Genomic DNA, 22,550 nt, shown 5'->3' on the forward strand with positions numbered 1-22,550 from the left:
ATGAACGCAAATATTTCCGAATTCTGCGTCGAGATGCAGAACATCCATAAGTTCTACGGCCCGGTCCATGCGCTCAAAGGCGTCGATCTTCGCGTGCGCCGGGGCGAGGTCTGCGTTGCGATCGGCCCTTCGGGCTCTGGCAAGTCGACGCTGCTCCGGTGCATCAACCAGCTTGAAAGCATCTCGGCCGGTCGTGTCCTCCTGAAGGGCGAGTTGCAGGGTTACGTCGAGAGGGACGGACGGTTTCATCCTCTTTCGTCCGGCCAAATCGCTGCCCAGCGGCGCATGACAGGGATGGTCTTTCAACGTTTTCATCTGTTCCCGCACATGACGGCACTCGAAAATGTCATGGAAGGGCCGGCCCATGTCAAAGGTTGGCCGAAAGAGCAGGCGCGCAAAAAGGCCAACGAGCTCCTGGACAGGGTGGGGCTGGATGGTTTCGGCGGCCGCTATCCGGGACAGCTTTCCGGTGGTCAGCAGCAGCGCGTGGCGATCGCGCGGGCGCTCGCCATGGAGCCGGAGGTTATGCTGTTCGACGAACCGACCTCTGCACTTGATCCGGAACTCGTCGGTGAGGTCCTCGACGTGATCAAGGATCTGGCGATGAGCGGCATCACAATGGTTGTCGTAACCCACGAGATCGGCTTTGCCCGCGAGGTCGGCAATCACCTCGTGTTCATGGACCAGGGACAGGTGGTCGAGGAAGGCCATCCACGAACCATGCTTGCCAGTCCGCAGAACCCGCGGACTGCCGCATTCCTATCCAAGGTTCTGTGAGCGGCCATGTCAGAGAGACGCGAAATGGGCTCAGATTGCGCCGCGCAGTTGTTTTATGAACTCCTCGAGGTTTCTGGAAGGAAGGCGATTGGGTGGCGTAATCAGCAGGGTGCGGAAATGCAGTGCCGGTTCGAACGGTCGCAGGACCAGCCCGTGGTCCACGTAGGGTTCTGCGGTGAGAGGATTGACGAGACCAATACCAATGCCTGCGGCAACCATCGCGCAGATCGTCGTCGAGTAGGGCGTCTCAATCACCGGGCGGACCGTGACGCCAGCGCGCGCAAAGGCGGCTTCCGCCTCGCGCCGGGTCGTATCCTCCGGAGCAAGCGCTATGAATTTTTGTCCGTCGAGGTCGCTGGGATGTATGACATCCAGAGCTTCGAGCGGATGTCCCTGTGGCATGGCAAGCGCTACCCGGAACTGCGCGAACTCCTCGACCTCCACGCCCGTGCGATCGATCTCGTCGGCCACGATCCCGAGATCGAATTGCCCGGATGCGACAAGGTCCCGGACGTTCGAGGACATCCGTGCCTGGAAGGTGATGCCGACATTGGGATTGCTTTGCATGAAGGCGTGCAGGGCGCGGGGCAACACATTCGTCGACAAGGCCGAGAGGCAGGCAATTCTGAGCTCACCGGAGCCGTAATCCCGAATGCGTGCCGCCGCACCACGAAGATGGGTCAGACCAAGAAAAGCCTGCTCCACTTCGCGGAAGAACAACTGGCCTTCCTGCGTCGGCTGCAACCGCCCCTTGATCCGCTGGAAGAGATCGAACCCGAGCGACCGCTCCAGTTCCTGGATCATCTTGCTGACCGCGGGCTGCGAGACGTGCAGCACGTCCGCGGCCCGCGCGGTCGTGCCGTTCGTCATCACCATACGAAACACTTCGACCTGCCTCAGATTCATCGCAGCCACCTCTACAGACCAGCAATAACTTCAGCGAATAGCAGTAGCGCAAAGCGTGTCGCTCCGGAATTGATTTCCGAGCGCGTTCCGAGCGACTTCAGAAAGGTTCATCCATGAACGATCTCACCCAATGCGTTGTTACGCCGAGCGTATCGATGGACGGTTTTGCGCCGCTTGGTGTGGGAGTGCATCGCGCCTCGACGATCGTGTTCGAGGATGCCGCCGCCTACGCCTCTCGCGGCGAGCGCGGGCATGAGGGGTATTCCTACGGCCTCTATGGCACGCCGACGACGCGCACCCTCGAGGCGAAGCTGACGAGCCTGGAAGGAGGAGCCTGGACGTTTCTTGCGCCTTCCGGCCAGGCGGCAAACGCATTTGCCGTGCTGCCGTTCTTGTCGGCCGGTGACCATGTTTTGATTGCCGATACGGCCTATCCGCCCATGCGCGACTTCGCCACTACAGATCTGCGCCGACTGGGTGTCGAAGTGGGCTTCTTCGATCCGAAATCCCCTGATGACGTTCGTGCGAAGATGCGCGCGACGACCAAGATCGTCTGGTGCGAAAGTCCGGGTTCCTCCACGATGGAAATTCTCGATTTGCCGGCGATTGCCCGGATCGCCCATGAACATGGTACGCTTGTCGGTGTCGACAATACCTGGGCGACACCGCTCAATTTCAAGCCCCTGGAGCATGGCGCCGACATCGTGACGGAAGCGCTGACCAAGTTCGTCTCCGGCCATTCTGATGTCTTGATGGGATCGATCACGATCAAGGATACGGCGCTTCTTAAACCGATCCGGTCCCTGATCGGGCGAATGGGCATTGGTGTCTCGCCCGATGATGCGTCACTTGTCCTTCGCGGCTTTGAAACCTTCGGCGTTCGGCTACGCCATTCGGAGCGGGTGGCACTCGAATTCGCGCGCAAGATCGAGCTGCACCCGCTCGTGGAGCATGTCCTGCACCCCGCGCTCGAAACCTCGCCGGACCATGCCCTTTGGAAGCGCGACTTCCTCGGATCGAGCGGCGTTTTCAGCATCCTGTTCAAGAATGAGGCGATCGCGCATATCCCCGCGGCGCTCGACACGCTGAAGGTGTTTGCAATCGGTGCCTCCTGGGGTGGGACACGCAGTCTCGCCGCACCTATGTCGATCGATGGTTTTCGCAGCGCCACAAGCTGGTCCGGCCCGGACGTGATCTTGCGCCTGAGCATTGGACTGGAAGACGAATACGAGCTGTGGGCCGATATCGAGGGATTGCTCGCGAGCCTCGATCAGGCGGTGACGAACGCGGAAACCCGCGCGGAGCGGCACACCCTTCGCCACGGTTGACTTGAGCCGACCTGCATTTCGAGGTTTGGAAAGGAAAGATCCCATGTCAAGAATGGATGAAGTGCTGCGCGATATAGACGGCAATTTCGATACGACGGTTCGAAAGCTGCTCGAACTGATCTCAATACCCTCGATCTCCAGCGAGCCGGAAGGCCGAGATGGCATAGAGCGCGCCGCATCCTGGCTGAAGGATGAGTTGTCATCGATTGGCCTGCCTGCGGAAATTGTTCCGACAAGTGGCCATCCTCTCGTGCTCGCGCGATCATCGGGGGCACGAAACGGGGCGCGGCCCAAATTGCTCTTCTATGGCCATTACGATGTCCAACCCGTTGGCGATCCCGGCCAGTGGACGCATGCTCCTTTCGAGCCGCGTGTCAGGGAGGAAGAAGGCCTTCAGCGCTTCTACGGGCGAGGGGCCTCCGATAGCAAAAGCCAGCTCTGGACGTTTATAGAGGCTCTGCGCGCGTGGAAACAGGTGCATGGCGCGTTTCCGGCCGATATCATCGTCCTTCTCGAGGGTGAGGAAGAATGTGGGTCTCCAAGCTTGCCGGAGTTCATCGAAAAGCATCGCGATCGGCTCGACTGTGACGTCGCGTTCATTTGCGATGCGGAGATGTGGTCCCCCGCCCAGCCGGCAATCACCACGCAGCTCAAGGGCCTGGTGCATGAACGTGTCAAGGTTTCGGCGCCAAATCCTGATCTACATTCCGGTCACTATGGGGCGGTTGCCGCAAATCCCATCCGAATCCTGAGCACGATCCTTGCCGGACTTCATGACGAAGAGGGTCGGGTGACGATCGATGGCTTTTACGACGGCGTAGAGGAGATTCCGAATGTCGTCCGGGAACAGTGGCGAGAACTGGCAAAGGAGCCGGATCTCTATGGCGGCGTAGACCTGACCGGTGGCATAACAGAGGCCGGATACTCCGCGCTCGAAGCCATGTGGGGGCGGCCGACGGTGGACATCAACGGCATCACCGGCGGAAACCAGGGACCAGGCGAACGTTCGGTCTTGCCCGGCTCCGCGACAGCTCGGCTTTCCTTCCGCCTCGTCGCCGGGCAATCTCCGGAGAAGATCAGGCAGCAGTTTCAGCGCCATGTTCGGTTCAGGCTTCCGCCGGGCTGCAGCGTGGAGTTCGAAGGCTCCGGCGGCAGTTCCGCCGTCGTTCTCTCGCAGCACAGTCCTTTTCTTGCTGCTGCGGCGCGCGGTCTGCGGGAGGAGTGGGGCATGCCGGCGATCTTGCGCGGAACCGGTGGCGCGATCCCGCTCGTGCAACAGTTCAGCGACGTTCTTGGCGCGGAATGTGTGGTCATAGGCTTTATCCTGCCATCTGATGCCATCCACGCCCCTGATGAGCGATACGACACTGAACGGCTGCTGAAGGGCGCACGAAGCTGGGTCAGGATTTTTGGAGAGATCCAAAACCATGCCGCAGCAGGATAGCCAGTCCATGCCGGAGGAAGCGATCGCAACCCGTGATGCTGCGGTCCAGCCAGCACTGCGGCTGGAAGAAGACGCCATCGGCACACGCCTGATCCAGGACAGCGTCGCCTATGGTATCCAGACCGTGCGCGCGACAGAGAACTTTTCCATTTCCGGTCGGACGATTGCCGATATCGAAGGATTCGTTCCTGCAATCCTCACCATCAAGCTGGCCGCGGCAAGGGCGAACCATAAGGCAGGCGATCTTGATGGTCGCCTCGCAGATGAGATCGAGGCCGCTGCGCTCGAACAGCTTCGCGGCATTCGTCGGGAGGATTACCCGGTCGACATCTATCATGGCGGGGGAGGGACGGCTGCCAATATGAATGTCAACGAGGTGCTGGCAAACCGTGCAAGCGAAATCCTGACCGGACGCAAAGGATTTGATCCGGTCCATCCCAACACGCATGTCAACATGAGCCAGTCGACCAATGACGTCATCCCGTCCGCGATGAAGATTTCCGTTGGAAACGAGCTGTCGAAGCTGAAGGATGTTCTCACCGGGCTTATCGGGGTGTTGGCCGACAAGGAGCGCGAGCTGGCCGGCGCCGTGAAGCTGGCACGCACTTGCCTGCAGGATGCCCTGCCGATCACGTTCGCACAGCAGTTCTCGGGCTATCGCGCAGCCTTCGAGCGCCAGGCGCGCGAGCTTGAAGTCAGCGAGATGGCATGCTGCGGTCTTCCTCTCGGTGCAACCGCGGTCGGTACGGGATTTGGCGCTTCTGCTGACTACCGACGCCTGGTGTATGAGGAACTGCAGGCGCTGACTGACACGCATTACCATCAAGAGGAGAACCTGTTCGATGCACTGCAGAATGCAGATCATTGGATCCGTGTTTCCGCGGTCCTGAAGGCGATCGCCATCACGCTTTCGAAGCTTTCCGCCGATCTACGGTTGATGGCCTCGGGACCGCGGGCCGGGTTCGGCGAGATTTCGTTGCCGGCCGTCCAGCCCGGCTCTTCGATCATGCCGGGCAAGGTCAATCCGGTAATGCCGGAGATGATCATGCAGGTCGCATTTCGGGTGATCGGAAATGACGCGACGGTAACGCGTGCCGCGGAGGGTGAACTCGACCTCAATGTCTGGGAATCGATCATCCTTGAGGCAATCAGCGAATCCATTCGCCTTCTGAGGCAAGGCATATCGCTATTCGTCGATAGATGCCTCTCCGGCGTCCAGGTGAACGTTGATCGCACCCAGGACGACGCATCCAGGTCTTTAGCGCTATCGACAGCGCTTGCAGCGATCTACGGGTATCCGGCTGCTTCAGCGGTCGCGAAGCATGCGGCGTTGCAAGGGTTGTCTGTCCGTCACGCTGCAATCGCTTGCGGGCTTATGAACGAGAGAGAGGCCGACGACCTGTTTGCGGATATTTCGGTGTTTGCCGATCCGAACCGGTGCGCGAACCTTGTCGCGAGCTTCAGACGCCTGGTTTCCGGTTCAACCATGCAGCGGCCCTCGGCTGGTGTCGGACCATGACGGCATGAAGGCGCTCTTCTCGCCGCCCTTCGTGCGCGTCTGGCTGGGCAGCACCGCCTCCGGTCTTGCCACCTGGGCCCTGCCGTTCGTTCTCGGACTGGCCATGCTCGATGGCCGATTGTCCGCCGCTGACCTTGGCCTTGCTCTGGCGGCGCGCACGATTGGCTTTCTTGTCGCTGTCCCTATCGCAGGTGTCCTCTCCGATGAAAGAGGTCCAAGACAGATTATATTTGTATCGGGGGTGGTCGCCGCCGGCAGCATCCCGATCATGATCGCAGGCCTCTATGCGCATGGGGTCAGCGGTCTTCTGTTGCTTTTGGCAGGAGCGTCTGTGATCGGGGTCGGGCAAGGGGCGTGCCGACCCGCCTACCAGGCGATCATCCCGGAGATCGTCAAATCAGACCGACTTCAGGCTGCCAACGCCGTCATGAGCATCGCGGTGCGTGTGACAAGCATTCTTGGTCCAGCGACCATCAGCTTCGTCGCGCTCTGGAGCGGAACGGTCGCTGCCTTTGGTGTTATCGCGCTTCTTTGGCTGGCAAGTGCGCTGATGCCCCCGAATGTGACAAGCAGGTCTACAGGATTGCCCCGCGGCGAGGGGCTCACCTTCGGGCGGTTGGTCCGGGATTTTTGTGAGGGCGCGCGGGAGGCGCGTGGTCATCCCTGGTTCATGGCCGGTCTTTTGTCGCTCACGGTAACCGTTGCGGCAGGGTACTCCGTCACCTCGGTGTTGCTGCCGGGCATAAGTCAGGAAGCGTTCGGCAGCGCGGCACTTATGACGAGCACGGCCACCGCCTACATGGTCGGCGCCCTCGCCGGCGCCCTGCTTATGGCACGATGGCACCCTCGCCGTCGAGGATGGGTGGCCTTGGCTGGACTCGCACTATACGGGCTCGTCCCCTTCAGCTTGCTGTTCGCTGACATCAGGATTATCCCGATCCTCGCCTATTTCGTGGCGGGTGTCGGTATCGAGATCTTCAACGTGCCATGGTTCACGTCCGTCCAGAACGAAATACCGCCGAACCGACTGTCGCGGGTGTCGTCGATCGACTTCCTTTTTTCTTATGGCCTCGCGCCGTTAGGCTTGGCGCTGATCGCACCGCTCGCGACCGTCCTTGGCCGAGACGTGTTGCTCATCTGCGTCGGTCTGGCGTGCCTGTTCATCCCCGCAGCGGCAGCACTTGCGCCAACCGCACGTTCCTTTTCCAAGCGGCATTCTCCAGCGAGGGGCGCGTCGGGCGAACATGGTGGTCACGGGGATCATCTCTAGCCCAATTGCATCGTCCGTTGTTGTACGACACGGTGAGCAACTTCGGTCGCCTGCCCGAAAGCCGATGAACATCTCCGTCCATGATCTGTCGATGAACGCCGTCACGTAGCCGTGCATCACTTCCGGCGACTTTGAGCTAGTCAAATTACAGGATGTTATTGACATCCCTCGATAACTGCCCGCGTTCTGGCGGGGCTCAGGCTCGTGCCCCTTCAAGAGCTTTGCTCGTCTCGTGGCTTACGACACGTCCTGCCTATTTCGGATCGACGACTACCTCCAGTGCCGCTTCTTGAGACAGCCCAGATAGAGTAGCGATCATCCCGTCTGCGTTCGTGTAGATGTCCGGCACGCTGTTTCAAGACGCAAGGGATGCCTGGCCTCCTTGTGTCGGCGGACAGGGAGTCCTCATAACACCAGATTATACCCGAACCCATTATATTTCATTTGAAGCCTTCCGGTGCCAACCTAGAATGAAACGACAAAAATAGCTGTCCTATAGCTATAAATAAAGGATAATTGTTTCGGGAGGGGCATGTGGAGTTCTGTAGAAAAGAATTCTCCGGTAAGAGCTCGGGTATGCTTGAGGGAATCAGGATAGTTGATTTATCAAGACTTGTTGCCGGAAACTTCATAACTTTAAAAATGGCGGATTTTGGCGCAGATATAATAAAGATAGAGAATACGCGGGATGGAGATCCTTTCCGGAAGTGGCATGGAGCGGGTGTAGCGCTTCACTGGAAGGAATACAGCCGCAACAAGCGGAGTCTCACGCTCGATCTGCGCAGTGAATGCGGCAGGGAGATATTGTTCAAGCTTGTTGAGACGGCGGACGGTCTGGTCGAGAACTTCCGGCCAGGCACTCTGGAGAAGATGGGGCTGCACCCCGACCTGCTGCTGGAGCGCAATCCGCGCCTTGTTGTGCTGCGCATATCGGGCTTCGGCCAGACCGGCCCGTATCGCTCCTATGGCGGGTTTGGAACTCTCGTCGAGGCGATGTCCGGCTATGCCGAACGGTCCGGCTTCGAGGATCGCGAACCCGTGCTTCCGCCTTTGGCGCTTGCCGACAACGTGACGGGCCTGACCGGCGCCATGGCCATGATGATGGCTCTCTATCATCGGGACGTGAAAGGCGGCTCCGGCCAGGTGATCGACCTGTCCCTGCTCGAGCCGATGTATGCCATCCTCGGCCCGGAGGCTTCGCGCTACAGATTGACCGGGACCGTGAAGAAGCGGGTCGGGAGCGCGTCCAGCACGTCTTCCCCGCGCAACGTCTACAAGACCAGCGACGATCGGTGGGTGGCCATGTCCGCCTCCATGCCCACCATGGTCGCGCGTCTGTTCCGGGCGATCGGGCGCGAGGACATGCTGAGCGACCCCCGATACAGCACCAACACGGAGCGCTTCAAGCACCGCCATGAGGTCGATGCGATCGTCGGCGGATGGATCCGGGAGCGGACCCTCGACGAGAACCTCGCCTTTTTCCGCAAGCATGAAATCACCGTCGGGCCGGTCTACAACATCAGCCAGATCGTCGAGGATCCGCACTTCATCGAGCGCGAAATCCTGGTGGAAGTGCCGGACGAGGAGCTCGGCTCGCTTCCCATGCACAACATCTTCCCGCGCTTCTCCAAGACGCCGGGCGATTTCTATCGTCCCGCACCCAAGCTTGGCGAACACAATTCGGAAATCCTGGAAGAACTGGGTTTTGACGAAACGGCGCGCAGCGCATTGCGCGAGGAGGGGATCATTTCATGACCACGCTCAACGCTCCCGCACCCTCGCGGCTGGGGTCCGTGCTTCGCTCGCTGCTGTTCGTGCCCGCCGTCAACGACCGGTATATCGACAAGGCGCATACCCGGGGCGCCGACGGCATCGTTCTCGACCTCGAAGACAGCATCGCCGATTCTGAAAAGGCGGCGGCCCGGCGCAAAGCGCCGGCGGGGCTCGAAAGGCTTGCGGCCAACGGGGTGCGCAATCTCCTGGTGCGGATCAACAGTTCGCCGCGGCTTACCGTGCATGACCTCGAAGCGGTCGTCGTTCCGGCCCTCGCTGGGGTGATTCTGCCGAAATGCCGGTCTGCCGACCACGTCCGGGCAATCTCGGAGATCATGCTTTCGCTGGAGCTCGAGCGGGGATTTGCACCCGGCTCCATCGCGCTCGGCGTGCGGGTCGAGACGGCCGACGCCTTCTTTCACATGCACGAGATCGCCGCCGCCGATCCCCGCGTCGTGTTCTTCGGCCTCGGCGGGGAGGACTTCAGCCTCGCCATCGGCGTCGAGCCGTCGGTGGATACGCTGCTTTATCCCAAGCAGCAGGCTGTCATCGCGGCGAGGGCCGCCGGCGTCAGCCCGATCGGGCTGATCAGTTCCGGCGCCGACTTCACCAATCTCGATGCCACCAGGGACGTCGTCCGCCAGTCGCGGCGCTTCGGGTTCCAGGGCGCCTCCTGCATCCACCCGGCCATCGTGCCGATCCTCAACGAGGAGTTTTCGCCCTCGCCGGCGGATGTGGAGCGGGCCGAAAGGCTCGTCCAGGCCTTTCGCGACGGTATAGAGGCGGGAACCGCGTCCGTGAGCTTCGAGGGCAAGATGGTCGACTATCCCGTCGCCTTTCGCGCCGAGCGACTGCTTGCGGACCATGCCGCGATCGCGGCCCTTGCAAAGACCGCATGATGCCGCAGCTGCCTTGCGGGCAGCACGCCGGCTGCGGATTTCCGGCGAGTTAGAGAGTGGAGTGGACGATGGTCCAGCTGAAAATCGAGCGACTCACGAAGACCTTCGGGACCGTGCGCGCCGTCGATAATATCGATCTGACCGTCGAGGAGGGCGAGTTCCTGACCCTGCTGGGGCCGAGCGGTTGCGGGAAGTCGACCACGCTTGGGGCCATCGCCGGCCTCGACCGCCCTGACGGCGGAAGGATAACGCTTGGAGACCACGTCTTCTTCGACGGTGCGAGCGCGACTTTCGTGCCGCCGGAAGGGCGCGACATCGGGCTTGTCTTCCAGTCCTATGCGCTATGGCCGCACATGACCGTTCGCAAGAACCTGGAATTCCCGCTTTCCTTGCGCAAGGTGCCCGCCGCCGAGCGCAACCGGCGCATCGAGGAAGTGCTCGATCTCGTCGAGATGGGCGACTACGCCGACCGCTACCCGTTCGCCCTGTCCGGCGGGCAGCAACAGCGCGTCGCTCTCGCCCGCACCCTCGTCTACCGGCCACGCCTGCTGCTGCTGGACGAGCCGCTTTCGAATCTCGATGCGAAACTGCGCGAGCGGGCGCGCCTCTGGCTGCGTGACATCCAAAGCCGGATCAGCGTCACCACGGTCTACGTGACGCATGACCAGACCGAGGCGCTGGCGCTGAGCGACCGGATCGCCGTCATGAGCGGGGGCAGGATCGTCCAGCTCGCCAGCCCGGCGGCCATCTACCATGCGCCGGCAAGCCCCTTCGTCGCCGACTTCATCGGCAGCGCGAACATTTTCAGCGGCGAGATCCTGCATGTGGAGCAGGGGACGACGCGGCTGCAGCTCGATGGCGGGCGAACGCTTGTCACACCCTCGCCGCCGCCGGAGGGCACGTCGGGCAAGGTGATGATCGCGGTGCGGCCCGAGAAGATCCTGTTTGCCCGGGACGCCGCCCGGGCCGGGACGGAAAATGTCTTCGAGGTCGACATCGAGGCGCGCTCGTTCCTGGGCGCGCGTCACATGGTGCTGGCGCGGCTGGGGGATGTCGCGCTGCGGATCGAATGCGAGTGGGAGCCCGGCACGGAGGTCGCCAGCATCCACATTCCCGCCGAAGCCTGCGTCCTCTTCGACGCACCGGCGCCATCGGGGAAAGCGGCCGCGGTCGAGGAGGCGGCCTGACAGCATAAATGAAAACAAGGGAGGAACCACAATGTTTGAAAGAAGACAATTCCTGGCGCTGACCGGCGCCGGTGCACTGGCGGGCATGTTCCCGTCGATCCTGAGGGCCCAGGCGGCCCTGCCGAACGGTTATCCCGCGAGCTATCAGGAAATCGTCGAGGCGTCCCGTTCGGAGCCCAACCTGCTGATGTACGGCGGTGTCGCGCCGGCCCAGATGACGCGGCTCTTCGACGGGTTCAAGAAACTCTATCCCTGGCTCTCCGTCGATTATCTCGAAGGCGACAACTACGGCGTCATCGAGCGCTATCTCAACGAGGTCGGCACGGGCAGCCCGACGGCGAGCCTCATCTTCGCCGCCGCTCCGGATGCCTGGCTCAACCTGATTACGCGCAACGAGGTGCTCGACTACGCATCGCCGGAAACCCCGGCCTATGCGGATCACGCATCGTCGCCCCATCCGGGCCTTTACACCGGCGGCGGCGACCCGGTGGTCTTCATGTGGAACAGCCTGGTGGTGCCCGAAAACCTGCGCCCGACCCGCTTCGAGGACATGGTCGAGGTCGTGCGTAGCCATCCGGAGATCTTCAACGGAAAGCTGACCAGCTACGGCGCGCACCTCACCGGCTTCGGCTACAGCGTGCACTATACGCTGGCAAAGCACCACGGCGACAAGATCTGGGATTGGTATGGCGTCGTCGGACCGCAGACCCGCTATGAACGCTCGATGGGCACGATGATCGAGAAGACCCTGTCGGGGGAATATGCGCTCGCCTATCTCGCCGCCAACCAGAGTGCGCGCGTGGCCGTCCAGGACCCTTCCGTGGCGGATATCCTGGGCATTTCCTATACGCTCGACGGCTGCCCGATTTCGGTCCGCGGCCTTGGCATCACGAAGAGCGGCAAGAGCCCGAACGCCGCGCGGCTCATGCTGGACTACCTGCTCTCGCGCGACGGTCAGATCGCCTATGCGAGCGCGGGCAAGCTGCCGGCGCGGATGGACATCCGGCAGGAGGAGCTCGACGGTGCGGACATCCGGTCCTCGTTCGTCGAGCAGGTCGGCGAGGCGAACGTCCTGCCCATCGGCTACGATCCCGAGATGCCGAAGCAATACGAGACGTTCGTCGCGAAGTGGAAGGCGGCCAACGGCATCGCCTGACCGGCATTCCGTTGCCGGCCAGCTGCGAAAAGCGCGACGCTCCGGGCCTGACAGCCCGGAGCGTCCGCCTCGACGAGGACCTCCGGCGTGGCCGGTACTCCCCCTTTACCGACACTCTGTTTCCGCTGGGCTTTTTCGCAGTTCAGCGGCGGAAATTGAGGATTCCTGCACATGGCGCAGTTCGCAGACGGGACCACCGATCAGGCAAACGCATCGTTCCGGCCGCGCTCCTTCGGGATCGACCGGTCCACACTGATCCAATATGCACTTTACGCCTTCACGATTGTCCTGGTCCTGGGGCCGATTTCGCCGATCATCTACCAGTCCTTTGTCGACCGGCCCCTCTATGACACCGGCCAGCAATACACGCTCGACAACTATGTCCGGCTTCTTTCGTCCCCGGTGTTCCTGGAAGCCATCTGGAACACCCTCGTTTTCGCGCTCCTGTCCACCCTTATCGGCACGTCGATCGGCGTCATCGCCGCGATCCTGATCGGGCGGACGAACATGCCGGGGCGACGGTTCCTGAGCGGGTTGCTGCTCTGGCCGATCTTCATTTCGCATCTCGTCATGGCCTTCGGCTGGTTCATCGTCTACGGCCCGGCCGGATACATCACGCTGATGATAAAGTCCGTTCTCGGCGTCGAGCCGTGGAACCTCTATTCGCTCGGCGGGATGTCGCTCATCGCCGGCGTCTCGATCGCGCCGCTGACCTTCCTCTACTGCTCGGCGTCGACGGCGCTCTCCGAGGCGACGCTCGAGGATGCCGCGCGGACCTGCGGGTCCGGTCCGTTCCGCACGCTCTGGGCGGTCACCCTGCCGTTGCTGTTGCCGGCGATCTTCTACAGCATCATCCTGAATTTCACCGGCGCGCTGGAAATGCTGGCCATTCCGCTCGTCTTCGGCGAACCGGCCGGCATCAACCTCTTCGCGACGCTGCTCTATACCCAGGGCTTCGCCGCGGCGCGGCCGGACTACGGCATCGTTTCGACGGCGGCGCTGTTCCTCATCATCGTCATCTTCCTGCTTCTGACATTGCAGCGGCGGATGCTGCGCAATTCGCGCCGCTTCGTCACCGTCGGCGGCAAGGCCAGCCGGCCGCGCACCGTGGAACTCGGCCTGTTCCGCTGGCCGGCATTCCTGCTGCTTTTCACCTATGCGGTGATTTTCATCGGCGTTCCGCTCGGCATCCTGTTCCTTCGGGCGAGCGTGTCCGTCCTGTCGCCGCTCGCGCCTTTCTGGCATTATTTCACGTCGAGGCACATCGTCGCGGCCTTCTCGTACGAATCCAACATCCGGGCCATCGTCAACACGCTCGTCATCGCCGCACTCGGGGCGGCGATCGGGACGTTCTTCGTCGCCATGATTACCGTCGTGGTTCACCGTTCGCAGTTCCGCTTCCACCGGAGCTTCGAATATGTGGCGCTGTTGCCGCGCGCCATTCCGGGGCTCGTGGCCAGCATGGGGTTCTTCTATGCCATGGTGATCATCCCGCCGATGGGCTGGCTGCGCAGCACCATCTGGATCCTGATGCTGGCCTACATCATGCGCTTCATTCCGCTCGCCTTCGGGGCCCTGTCGCCAAGCCTCATGCAGATCGGCAAGGAGCTCGACAGCAGCGCCCGGGTGATCGGCGCGGACTGGTGGCGCACGACGAGGACGATCGTCCTGCCGCTGATGAAGCCGGCCATGTTCTCCAGCTTCGCCCTGATCTTCGTCTTCTGCCTGAAGGAATATACGACCGCCGTCTTTCTGTTCACGCCGGGCAACGAGGTGCTGGGGGCCTCGTTGCTGCTGTATTGGGCAAACGGCAACATGGGAATGGTCGCGATGCTCTCCACTGTGCAGATCATCCTCACGATGTTCTTCATATATGGCGCACGCTCGCTCTTCGGGGTGAAATTCGGTGGCTAAGGTCTTTCTCCAGAGCGGCGGCGGGCGATGACCGTGCGCTCCAGCCTTTCTGCGATCCTTTCCGCGCTCCGGCATCCCAATTACCGGCTCTATGCGACCGGCAACGCGATATCGCTCGTCGGAACCTGGATGCAGCGCCTGACCGTCGGATGGCTTGCCTGGGAGCTGACGGGATCGGGTGTCTGGCTGGGGCTGATAGCATTCTCGGACCTGTTTCCGACCGTCGTTGCGGCGCCCTTTGCCGGCACGCTGGCGGACAGAAGGGATCGCCTGCGCATTCTGAATGTCACGCAGAGGGCGGCCATGGCGCATGCATTGCTGCTCTTCGGTGCGACCGTGACGGGCGTCATCAATATCTGGCTGCTGTTCGCGCTGACGCTGTTCCTCGGAACGGTATCGGCCTTCGACCAGCCGGCGCGGCTTGCCCTTGTTCCCTCCCTTGTCCCGCGGGCCGACATTCCGGTTGCGGTCGCCATCAATTCCATCGTCTTCAACCTCGCCCGGTTCATCGGCCCGGCAGTCGCCGGCCTGCTGCTGTACTGGTCCGGCCCCTCGATCGTGTTCGCCTCCAATGCCGTGTCGTTCATCGCGTTCCTGGTCATCCTGTCGAAACTGGATATCGTGTCCGATAATCTGCCGGCCGCCCGGTCCGGCAATTTCATGCAGCGAATGGCGGAGGGGCTGCGGTATCTCGTCACCAATGCCGGTCTGCGGGTGCTGCTGGTGACACTGATCGCGGTCAGCGTCGGCGGCCGGCCGATCGTCGAGCTCCTGCCGGGTTTTGCTGCCGATGTCTTCCGATCGGGGTCGACGAGCCTGGCGATCCTGACAGCGTCCATGGGGGTGGGGGCGATGCTCGCCGGCCTCAGCATCAACGCCCAGGCCTCCCCGCGCGCGCTCGTCGGCATGATCGTCGCCAGCGCCGCGCTGCTTGCGATTGCCATCCTCGTCTTCGTCTCGACGTCCTCGCTCTGGATCGCCGTGCCCGCACTGGTGGTGGCGGGCTTTGGCATGGCCCGCGCGTCGATCTCGGCCCAGACCGCGATACAGCTTTCCGTCAAAGCGGAAATGCGCGGTCGGGTGCTCGCCATCTATGGCCTGATTTTCCGTGGCGGTCCGGCGCTGGGAGCGCTCGGCATGGGCCTGGCGTCCGCGCAATTCGGATTGCGTTGGCCGGTCGTCGCCGGGGCCGCATTGTTGCTGGGGGGCTGTTGCTGGGCGTTTCCCCAGCGCGAACACATCATTGCGTCGCTGGAAGAGGAGGGCGGAGCTTAGTCGCACGAGGAGAGCGAGACGGGGGTCCGTTTGCGGGCACAAGCGATTTGCGGGAATACAGCGGCTTCCATCCGTGCGAAAACGGGGCGGGCTCATGGAAACGACGGCTCGATCCGTTCGGGAGGTACGATGAACATACGGCAGCTCGAGGTCTTCTGGGCAATCATGCGCACCGGCAGCGTCACCGGTGCCGCGCAGATGCTGGGCATATCGCAGCCGGCGGTGAGCCGCATCCTGCGCCACACGGAAGACCAGCTGCGCATGAAGCTGTTCATCAGGCGCAGCGGCAGAATCCATCCGACGGAAGAGGCCAACCATCTCTTCGTCATCGCCGAGACCATCTTCGACAACATCAGCAAGGTCAGGCAGGCGGCTCTCGATTTCCGCGACAGCCTGTCGGGCCGCATGCAGATCGCCGCGACGCCCAATCTGGCCGCCACGTTCCTGCCCTTGCCCGTCGCCCATTTCATGAAGGACCGGCCGCGCGTCGAACTGTCGGTGAAGGTTCTGACGACGACCCAGGTCACCACGCGCGTCTCCCTGCACCAGGCTGATGTCGGTATCCTCTACGGCCCGGTCAAGGATCCCTCGATCGTCGCCGAGGATCTGTGCGCCATGGATCTCATCTGCCTGATGAAAGCCGACAACCCGCTGGCGATGAAGTCAGAAATTCATGCCGCCGATCTGGAAGACGAAAGGATCATATCGTTTCACCGGACGACCCCTCCGGGCGGCGCGGTCCGCAGCTTGTTCCGGACCGTGCTTCCCGACAAGACCATCGATGTGGAGTGCGATCATTCCATCGTCGCCCTGTCATTGGTGCATGGCGGAATGGGCACGGCGATCGTTCCGCCGTTGCTGCACCTTTCCCATGTTCTGCCGGACGTCGTCGTGCGCCCGTTCCGCCCGGCGGTCTCGATCACGCCGCTGGTGATCTATCGGAAGATGCCGTCGATTTCCCGGTTGACCGCGGCGCTCATCAAGGAGCTTCATGAGTTTGCCGACAGACAGGCCTGTGCCGGCCTGTCGTAGGCAAGCATAAGAAGGCTATCTCGACCGGGCGCCTTCGCGGAACTTTGCCAGCGTACCGCCCCGCATCACCTGTCCGGGCAGGGGATGGCCGACGATCCGTTCCGCCAGCAAGGCGCATTCGATCAGGGCGTCGAGGTCGATCCCGGTCTCGATCCCCATTTCGTGGCACATGAAGACCAGGTCCTCCGTGCTGATATTGCCGGCCGCGCCGCGATGGGCCGCGAAGGGGCAGCCGCCGAGCCCGCCGACGGCCGCGTCGAAATAGACGACACCCATTTGCAGCCCCGCAAAGGCATTGGCGATGGCCATGCCGCGCGTATCGTGCAGGTGAAGGCTGACATTGAATTCGGGAAAACGGTCCTGAACGGCGCCGACGACGCGCTTGATCGTGTTGGGCGTCGCCCAGGCCATGGTGTCGGCAAGCGAGATGACGTTGATCGGCAGATCGTGCTCGACGATCAGCGCCTTGAGGGCGCTGATTTCCGAAAGAACCCTTTCGACCGGAATCTCTCCGGCGAAGTTGCAGCCGAAGGCAGCGGTGACCGATGCCTCGCTGACCGGTATCCCCATGTCCTTGTAGCGGCCTATTTCATAGCGCGTATATTCCAGGTGCTCTTCATGCGAGCGATTGAGGTTCTTCTTCAGGAAGGCATCGGAAGGATAGGCGCGGATCTTGCCTGCGATCGTCAGCCGGTTGCGCAGCGCCCAGGCGCGCAGCAGGCCGATCTCGTTGAACCAGATCGACGAATACTCGACGCCGGGGGTAAGGGTCATCCCGCCGACCACCTCCTCGGCATCGGCCATGCCGGGCACGCGCTTCGGATTGACGAAGGAAACGGCCTGTATGTATTTCAGCCCCGTCCGGCCGAGGGCATCGATCAGCGCGATCTTGTCGGCGGCCGCGATGGGGCCGGGCTCGATCTGGAAGCCCTCGCGCGGGCCTTCTTCCGAAATCACCACCGAGCTGGGAAGCGTCATGGGTCTCTCCATCTTCACGGGCTGGCCGGCCGGCCGTGTACGGTTTTATAAAATCCGCGTCCGGACAGGGCGCCCGGCGCGATGATCCTCGATATTGGCCACCACGAATGCCGCCTTGGCCCGGATCACATCGAGGCCGCCGCCGCCCACATGGGGCGTCACAATCACGTTGGACAGCGACAGGAGAGGCAGGGACGCCGGCGGCGGCTCGGCGGCAAGGACATCGAGCGCGGCAAAGCCGAGCCGCCCTTCGGCAAGGGCGCGCGTCAGCGCGTCCTCGTCGACGACGGCGCCGCGCGCGGTGTTGATGAGAATCCCCTCCGGGCCGAGCCGGTTCAGGAGGTCTTCCGTCACCATGCCCCGGGTCTGGGGGGTGAGCGGGCAGTGAAGGCTCACCATCGAGGCCTCGTCGAACAGCCTCTCGACATGCGGCGTATGGCGCAGCGATCCGAATTCGCAGGCGGAACTGTCGAATGCGTCCGCGGCAAGGTCGACCTCGCGCCGCGTGTGCACCAGGACATGGGCGCCGAGTGTTCTCAGCCGCCATGCTGTCGCCCGGCCTATGCCGCCGTAGCCGACGACGCCCACGGTGCTTCCCGCCAGCTGGCGGATCCGGCCTCGATATTCCCAGCGCGGCCATGCCCGTTCGTGGCGCACGCCGTGATCGAGATCGGGAATGCGCTTGAGGGCCGCGAGGATCAGCGCGATGGCGTGTTCGGCGACGGCGCTGTCGCTTCCGACCGTGCATACGGCCAGTGCGATGCCCCGCGCGGCGCAGGCCGCCGTATCGATGTCATCGGAACCGACGCCGAACTTCTGGATCATCCGCAGGCGGGTGGCGCGCTCGAAAAGCGCCTTGTCGAGCTTCTCGCCATAGACGATCAGGTAATCGAAGAGGGGAGCGCTTTCATGGAAGCGGCCGCTTCCGGCCGCCCCGTCGCTCGAAACCAGCGTCCATGTTTGCGGCGTCGCCGCGGCGATGATGGTCTGGACCTCCGGATTGTGCGGCATCAACAGGCCGACTGTGATCCCGCTCATCGTGCACGGCTCCGGAACGGCGGCATCCTTGCGTCACGCGGCGTCATACCAAGCCTCCGCGTCCGAGGGACGGATATTGGTGAGCTTGCCGGAAAAATGGCGCAGCGCATGCGGCTGGTAAGGGAACTTTCTCGCCTCGTCGAGATCGAGGCTCAGGCCGAGCCCGGGCCGGTCCGACAGTTCGAGGCAGCCGTCGCGGAACGTGCAGCCCTCGTCGGCGATGCGGCGGCGCCAGGGCACGTCCGTCACCATGATCTCCAGGGAGCCCATCGCGTTCCAGGCCATCGCCATGTGCATGGATGCGGCATGGCAGACGGGGCCGTTGGGATTGTGCGGGACCATCGGCAGGCTGAGGCTGTCGGCCAGTCCGTTGACGAGCACCATCTCGCTGAACCCGCCGATATGGACGATGTCGGGCTGCAGGACGTCGACGGCCCGCGCCTGGACGAGACTGGCGACGTCGAACCGCGAATAGCACCGTTCGCCGGCGGCGATCGGAACATTGACCGCGCGGCGTACCTCGGCCATCTCGAACGGCCGGCCGGGCGGTATCGGCTCCTCGAACCAGCTGACCCTGAAGTCCTCCAGCGCGCGGCCGATCTCGATCGCGGTATTGACGTTGAAACGGCCATGCCCCTCGATCATCAAGTCTATATCCGGCCCGACCGCGGCACGAACCGCGGCGACATATTCCATCGAGGCGTTGATATCCCCACGGTTCATCGTCTGGTAGGCCTTGCCGAAAGGGTCCCACTTGAGGGCGCGGAAGCCGCGATCGACGATCGAGACGGCCTTTGCGGCAAACTCGGCCGGTGTTTTCGCGCCGACATACCAGCCGTTCGCATAGACGGGGATGCGGCTTCTGACGCGCCCACCGAGAAGGGCATAGAGCGGGACGTCGAGCGCTCGCGCCTTCGCATCCCATATGGCGATATCGAGTGCGCTAAGGGCAGCCGACATGACCGGTCCCGTCAGCCAGTAGCTTTCCCGTTGCAGGTTTGCCTGGATGACCGCGGCGTCGAGGACCGACTGTCCGATGAGCCGTTCGCTCCATAGGGCGATGATGGCGGCGACAGCCGTTTCCGTGCCGATCAGCGTCGATTCTCCATAGCCGCGTGTGCCATCCTCCAGCGTCACGACGACGAAAACCCAGTTGGTGCGGAAATTATCGACGGTGATCGAAGATATGTCTTTGATTTTCATGTTTTCTCTTCCCTGAAAAACGAGGCGCCGACGTTTGATACGCTATGACCAGGGGTCAACCTGGAAGTGCGACACGGCATCCTCGTCGAAATCGAAGCCGAGACCCGGCTGCTGTGGCAGGTCGACGTTTCCGCCGTGCAGATGCAGGCGCCTGTCGAAAAGCTTTCCGACCGGCACGATGGAATCGTCCGGGAAATATTCGAGGAACAGGGCGTTTTGTGTGGAGGCGACAAGATGCGCGTGAATGTCCTGAAGCGAATGCGGGGCGATCGCGACGCCCGAACTTGCCGCCGTCGCGGCGATCCTGCGGAATTCGGTGACGCCGCCGCAAACCGCCACGTCGGGCTGGAGAACGGTGATGCGCGCGCGCTCCATCAGTTCCCGGTGCCCCCAGCGTCCGGCGACCAGCTCTCCGGTCGCGATAGATACGGGCAAGGCCGCAGCCAGCCGGGCGTGATTGTCGTTGTCGTCCGGACCGAACGGCTCCTCGATGAGAAACGGACGATAGTCGAGCATGGGCCTCAACGCCTCGAGCGCCGATGCGAGGTTGTTCCATGCATTGTTGGCGTCGAGCAGCAGCAGCCCGTCGTCGCCGAGGGCGGCGCGTGCCGCGGCGACCCGCGCGAGGTCGACCGAGGGGGCAGCCGCGCCGATCTTGATCTTCACGGCCTTGAACCCCGCCGCCACATAGCCTGCGACCTCGTCGCCAAGATCCTGGGGGGTCTTGCCTTCCGCATAGTAGCCGCCGCTCGCATAGGTCGGGATCGTGCCCTTCGACACTGCGCCGAGATAACGCCAGAGCGGGAGGCCGCTTTTCCTCGCGTTCCGGTCCCAAAGGGCGATGTCCACCGCGCTCAGCGCCCGCATCACCGCGCCGGTCCGCCCGTTGAGAAGGGAGTCCTGGTACATGGCCTGCCACAGGCCTTCCGTGCGGTGCGGATCCTCGCCGGCCAGGAGGGGGCTGAACAGTTCCCTGACCGCCGTCGTGGCCAGCCCTCCATAGCGCGTGCCGCCATGGCAGATTCCGATGCCGATGCTGCCATCCGTGCACCGCACCCGCACAAGAGTATACCAGCGCTTCTCGATGCGGCGTGTCGACAACTGGACCGGCTTGGCAAGCGGCAGATTGACGGTACAGGCTTCGATCGCCGCTATCACGCTCATGCCAGTCTCTCCTCCTCCTTGTCACGATCGCCCGGCCGCTGGGGCCTGCAAGCGGATCGTGAGGTGATGGGACCTAACAAGACGCGTGATTGTGCTTCAAATTAAATATTTATGGCGCGGTCATAACGCCAGGGTATGGCCGCGCCTGTCCCGGCTTCGCTCCCCCGATCCTGCGGCGGGCGGCGCTATCCTGCGAGAGGTCATAACGCCTAGCTATGACCGCGCCGCGATTATCGCATTTGCTGCCTATTTGCTCATCCCATACGGTCATCCGGTGGCGAAGCGACCGTGCCGGACTGCCCGTCTGTGTTTGTGTCTTCGGCGAACTGAAGGCACGATGCGCGCAGAAGACGGACATATGCGGAGGGACGCCGTTCAAAGCACAGGCAGGTCGCTCGGTCCGGCACATAGAACATTTTCTGGGAGGAATATATGAAGTGGTATTCGGCAATGATCGCGACGGGTCTGGCTCTCATGCCGGCCTCCGCGTTTTCGGCATTTCCCGACTATTATCCGCCAGACTATCAGGCCATCGTCGATGCGGCGACCGCCGAGGGTAAGGTCGTCCTCTACGCGCCGCTGAGCACGACGACGCTGCGTCCGCTCATCGAGGGCTTCCAGGCGGAGTATCCGGGTATTACGGTGGAGCTCAACGACCTCAACACCGTGGTCATTTACAATCGCTTCATCAGCGAGGCCGCCGGCGGGGCGCAATCGGCGGATGTGCTCTGGAGCTCGGCGCTGGATCTCCAGGCCAAGCTCGTCACGGACGGCCACTCGCTGGATTATGCGTCTCCCGAAAGCGCGCATCTTCCCGACTGGGCCGTCTGGCAGGGCAAGGGCGCATACGGGACGACATTCGAACCGATGATCTTCGCCTACAACAAGGATGCGCTGAAGCCTGAGCAGGTGCCGCAGACGCATGCCGACATCGCCCGGCTGATCACCGAGAACCTCGATACGTTCAGCGGGCGCATCGCCTCCTACAATATCGAGACGGCCGGCCTCGGCTTTTTCGCCATCACGCAGGACAGCAAGATCATTCCCGAATTCTGGACGCTCGCAAGGGCGCTCGGCGCGGCGTCCTCCCGGTTCTATTCCAGCACCGGCGAAATGATCGAGAGCATCGCTTCGGGCGAGAACGTGTTCGGCTACAATCAGCCGAGCCATGCGTCATCCTACGGCCGCGACAATCCGAGCCTCGGCATCGTCTTCCCGCAGGATTATCTCGTCATCGCGTCCCGAATGGCCTTCGTCACCGCCAAGGCGCAGAATCCCAATGCCGGAAAGCTCTTCCTCGACTACATGCTCTCGCAGCGCGGTCAGCAGATCATCGACGGGATGGGATTCCACTCGCTCCGCGACGACGTGACCGGACCGATGACCCGGGAAGACCTGACCAAGACCTATGGCGACCGGCTGAAGCCGCCGGTCATGGGTCCGGGATTGCTGGAATTTCTCGACCAGGACAAGCGGCTCGAATTCCTCAACACCTGGAAGAGCTCGCTGAGCGCGGGCCAGTGAGGATCCGGCGCGCCGCATGAGACCTCACATTCATGCGGATGGAACCAGTCCCGTCCCGGTATCGCCGGAACGGGACCTCGGCGATGTGCCGACCGCTGGCGTTCGGAATGCCGCTTTCAAGACGCGCGCAGGGCAAAAGGTCTTAGGCGCAATACAAACAGGA

At 62.6% G+C, this 22,550-nt stretch carries 18 protein-coding genes; 13 read left to right on the forward strand and 5 right to left on the reverse strand.

The annotated features are described in order from the left end of the window. Nucleotides 1-777, forward strand: a complete 777-nt coding sequence (locus WMC41_RS04395) for an amino acid ABC transporter ATP-binding protein (protein WP_244767714.1) — start codon at nt 1-3, stop codon at nt 775-777. A 30-nt stretch (nt 778-807) separates the two neighbouring features. On the opposite strand, the gene WMC41_RS04400 is transcribed toward WMC41_RS04395, so the two are convergent. Further along, the gene (locus WMC41_RS04400; protein ID WP_432347123.1) at nt 808-1,683 is read right to left on the reverse strand and encodes a LysR substrate-binding domain-containing protein; all 876 of its coding nucleotides are present in this window, start codon (nt 1,681-1,683) and stop codon (nt 808-810) included. A 113-nt stretch (nt 1,684-1,796) separates the two neighbouring features. Between WMC41_RS04400 and WMC41_RS04405 the strand changes: the two genes are divergently transcribed. The 11 genes from WMC41_RS04405 to WMC41_RS04455 all read left to right on the forward strand — a co-directional run bounded on the left by WMC41_RS04405 (nt 1,797) and on the right by WMC41_RS04455 (nt 16,480). Then, nucleotides 1,797-3,011, forward strand: coding sequence for a trans-sulfuration enzyme family protein (locus WMC41_RS04405; RefSeq protein ID WP_432347124.1), 1,215 nt, complete (start codon nt 1,797-1,799; stop codon nt 3,009-3,011). A gap of 43 nt (nt 3,012-3,054) precedes the next feature. After that, the gene (locus WMC41_RS04410; RefSeq protein ID WP_432347125.1) at nt 3,055-4,455 is read left to right on the forward strand and encodes a M20/M25/M40 family metallo-hydrolase; all 1,401 of its coding nucleotides are present in this window, start codon (nt 3,055-3,057) and stop codon (nt 4,453-4,455) included. Next, entirely contained in the window at nt 4,439-5,974 is a 1,536-nt protein-coding gene (locus WMC41_RS04415) for an aspartate ammonia-lyase (protein WP_432347126.1), read from the forward strand. The genes WMC41_RS04410 and WMC41_RS04415 overlap by 17 nt, the downstream gene beginning before the upstream one ends. Before the next feature lie 4 nt (nt 5,975-5,978). Beyond that, the gene (locus WMC41_RS04420; RefSeq protein WP_432347127.1) at nt 5,979-7,244 is read left to right on the forward strand and encodes an MFS transporter; all 1,266 of its coding nucleotides are present in this window, start codon (nt 5,979-5,981) and stop codon (nt 7,242-7,244) included. Nucleotides 7,245-7,820: 576 nt separating this feature from the next. Further along, nucleotides 7,821-8,999 (forward strand): CaiB/BaiF CoA transferase family protein, encoded by a 1,179-nt coding sequence (locus WMC41_RS04425; RefSeq protein WP_432347128.1) that lies wholly within the window; start codon nt 7,821-7,823, stop codon nt 8,997-8,999. After that, on the forward strand, nt 8,996-9,916 hold the full coding sequence (locus WMC41_RS04430) for an HpcH/HpaI aldolase/citrate lyase family protein (RefSeq protein ID WP_432347129.1): 921 nt from the start codon (nt 8,996-8,998) through the stop codon (nt 9,914-9,916). The genes WMC41_RS04425 and WMC41_RS04430 overlap by 4 nt, the downstream gene beginning before the upstream one ends. Before the next feature lie 68 nt (nt 9,917-9,984). After that, a complete protein-coding gene (locus WMC41_RS04435; protein WP_432347130.1) occupies nt 9,985-11,103 on the forward strand; it encodes an ABC transporter ATP-binding protein in 1,119 nt (372 codons plus the stop codon). A gap of 31 nt (nt 11,104-11,134) precedes the next feature. Further along, on the forward strand, nt 11,135-12,259 hold the full coding sequence (locus WMC41_RS04440; protein ID WP_272804717.1) for an ABC transporter substrate-binding protein: 1,125 nt from the start codon (nt 11,135-11,137) through the stop codon (nt 12,257-12,259). A 171-nt stretch (nt 12,260-12,430) separates the two neighbouring features. After that, nucleotides 12,431-14,173, forward strand: a complete 1,743-nt coding sequence (locus WMC41_RS04445) for an ABC transporter permease (RefSeq protein WP_432347131.1) — start codon at nt 12,431-12,433, stop codon at nt 14,171-14,173. 27 nt (nt 14,174-14,200) lie between these two features. Then, nucleotides 14,201-15,448 (forward strand): MFS transporter, encoded by a 1,248-nt coding sequence (locus WMC41_RS04450; RefSeq protein WP_272804719.1) that lies wholly within the window; start codon nt 14,201-14,203, stop codon nt 15,446-15,448. A 129-nt stretch (nt 15,449-15,577) separates the two neighbouring features. Continuing rightward, on the forward strand, nt 15,578-16,480 hold the full coding sequence (locus tag WMC41_RS04455) for a LysR family transcriptional regulator (RefSeq protein ID WP_432347132.1): 903 nt from the start codon (nt 15,578-15,580) through the stop codon (nt 16,478-16,480). A gap of 15 nt (nt 16,481-16,495) precedes the next feature. On the opposite strand, the gene WMC41_RS04460 is transcribed toward WMC41_RS04455, so the two are convergent. The 4 genes from WMC41_RS04460 to WMC41_RS04475 are packed head-to-tail and all read right to left on the reverse strand — an operon-like array spanning nt 16,496 to nt 20,863. Further along, nucleotides 16,496-17,458, reverse strand: coding sequence for a hydroxymethylglutaryl-CoA lyase (locus WMC41_RS04460; protein ID WP_432347133.1), 963 nt, complete (start codon nt 17,456-17,458; stop codon nt 16,496-16,498). Between the two features lie 45 nt (nt 17,459-17,503). Then, nucleotides 17,504-18,496, reverse strand: coding sequence for an NAD(P)-dependent oxidoreductase (locus WMC41_RS04465; RefSeq protein WP_432347134.1), 993 nt, complete (start codon nt 18,494-18,496; stop codon nt 17,504-17,506). A 33-nt stretch (nt 18,497-18,529) separates the two neighbouring features. Beyond that, nucleotides 18,530-19,699 (reverse strand): mandelate racemase/muconate lactonizing enzyme family protein, encoded by a 1,170-nt coding sequence (locus WMC41_RS04470; protein WP_432347135.1) that lies wholly within the window; start codon nt 19,697-19,699, stop codon nt 18,530-18,532. A 42-nt stretch (nt 19,700-19,741) separates the two neighbouring features. Continuing rightward, the gene (locus WMC41_RS04475) at nt 19,742-20,863 is read right to left on the reverse strand and encodes a mandelate racemase/muconate lactonizing enzyme family protein (protein WP_272804724.1); all 1,122 of its coding nucleotides are present in this window, start codon (nt 20,861-20,863) and stop codon (nt 19,742-19,744) included. Nucleotides 20,864-21,295: 432 nt separating this feature from the next. On the opposite strand from WMC41_RS04475, the gene WMC41_RS04480 reads away from it, so the two are divergent. Next, complete coding sequence (locus tag WMC41_RS04480; RefSeq protein WP_432347136.1) at nt 21,296-22,387, forward strand: ABC transporter substrate-binding protein; 1,092 nt, start codon at nt 21,296-21,298, stop codon at nt 22,385-22,387. Nucleotides 22,388-22,550 lie beyond the last annotated feature (163 nt).

Origin of the sequence: Shinella yambaruensis, assembly GCF_050859155.1 — a bacterium.
Classification (GTDB): domain Bacteria; phylum Pseudomonadota; class Alphaproteobacteria; order Rhizobiales; family Rhizobiaceae; genus Shinella; species Shinella yambaruensis.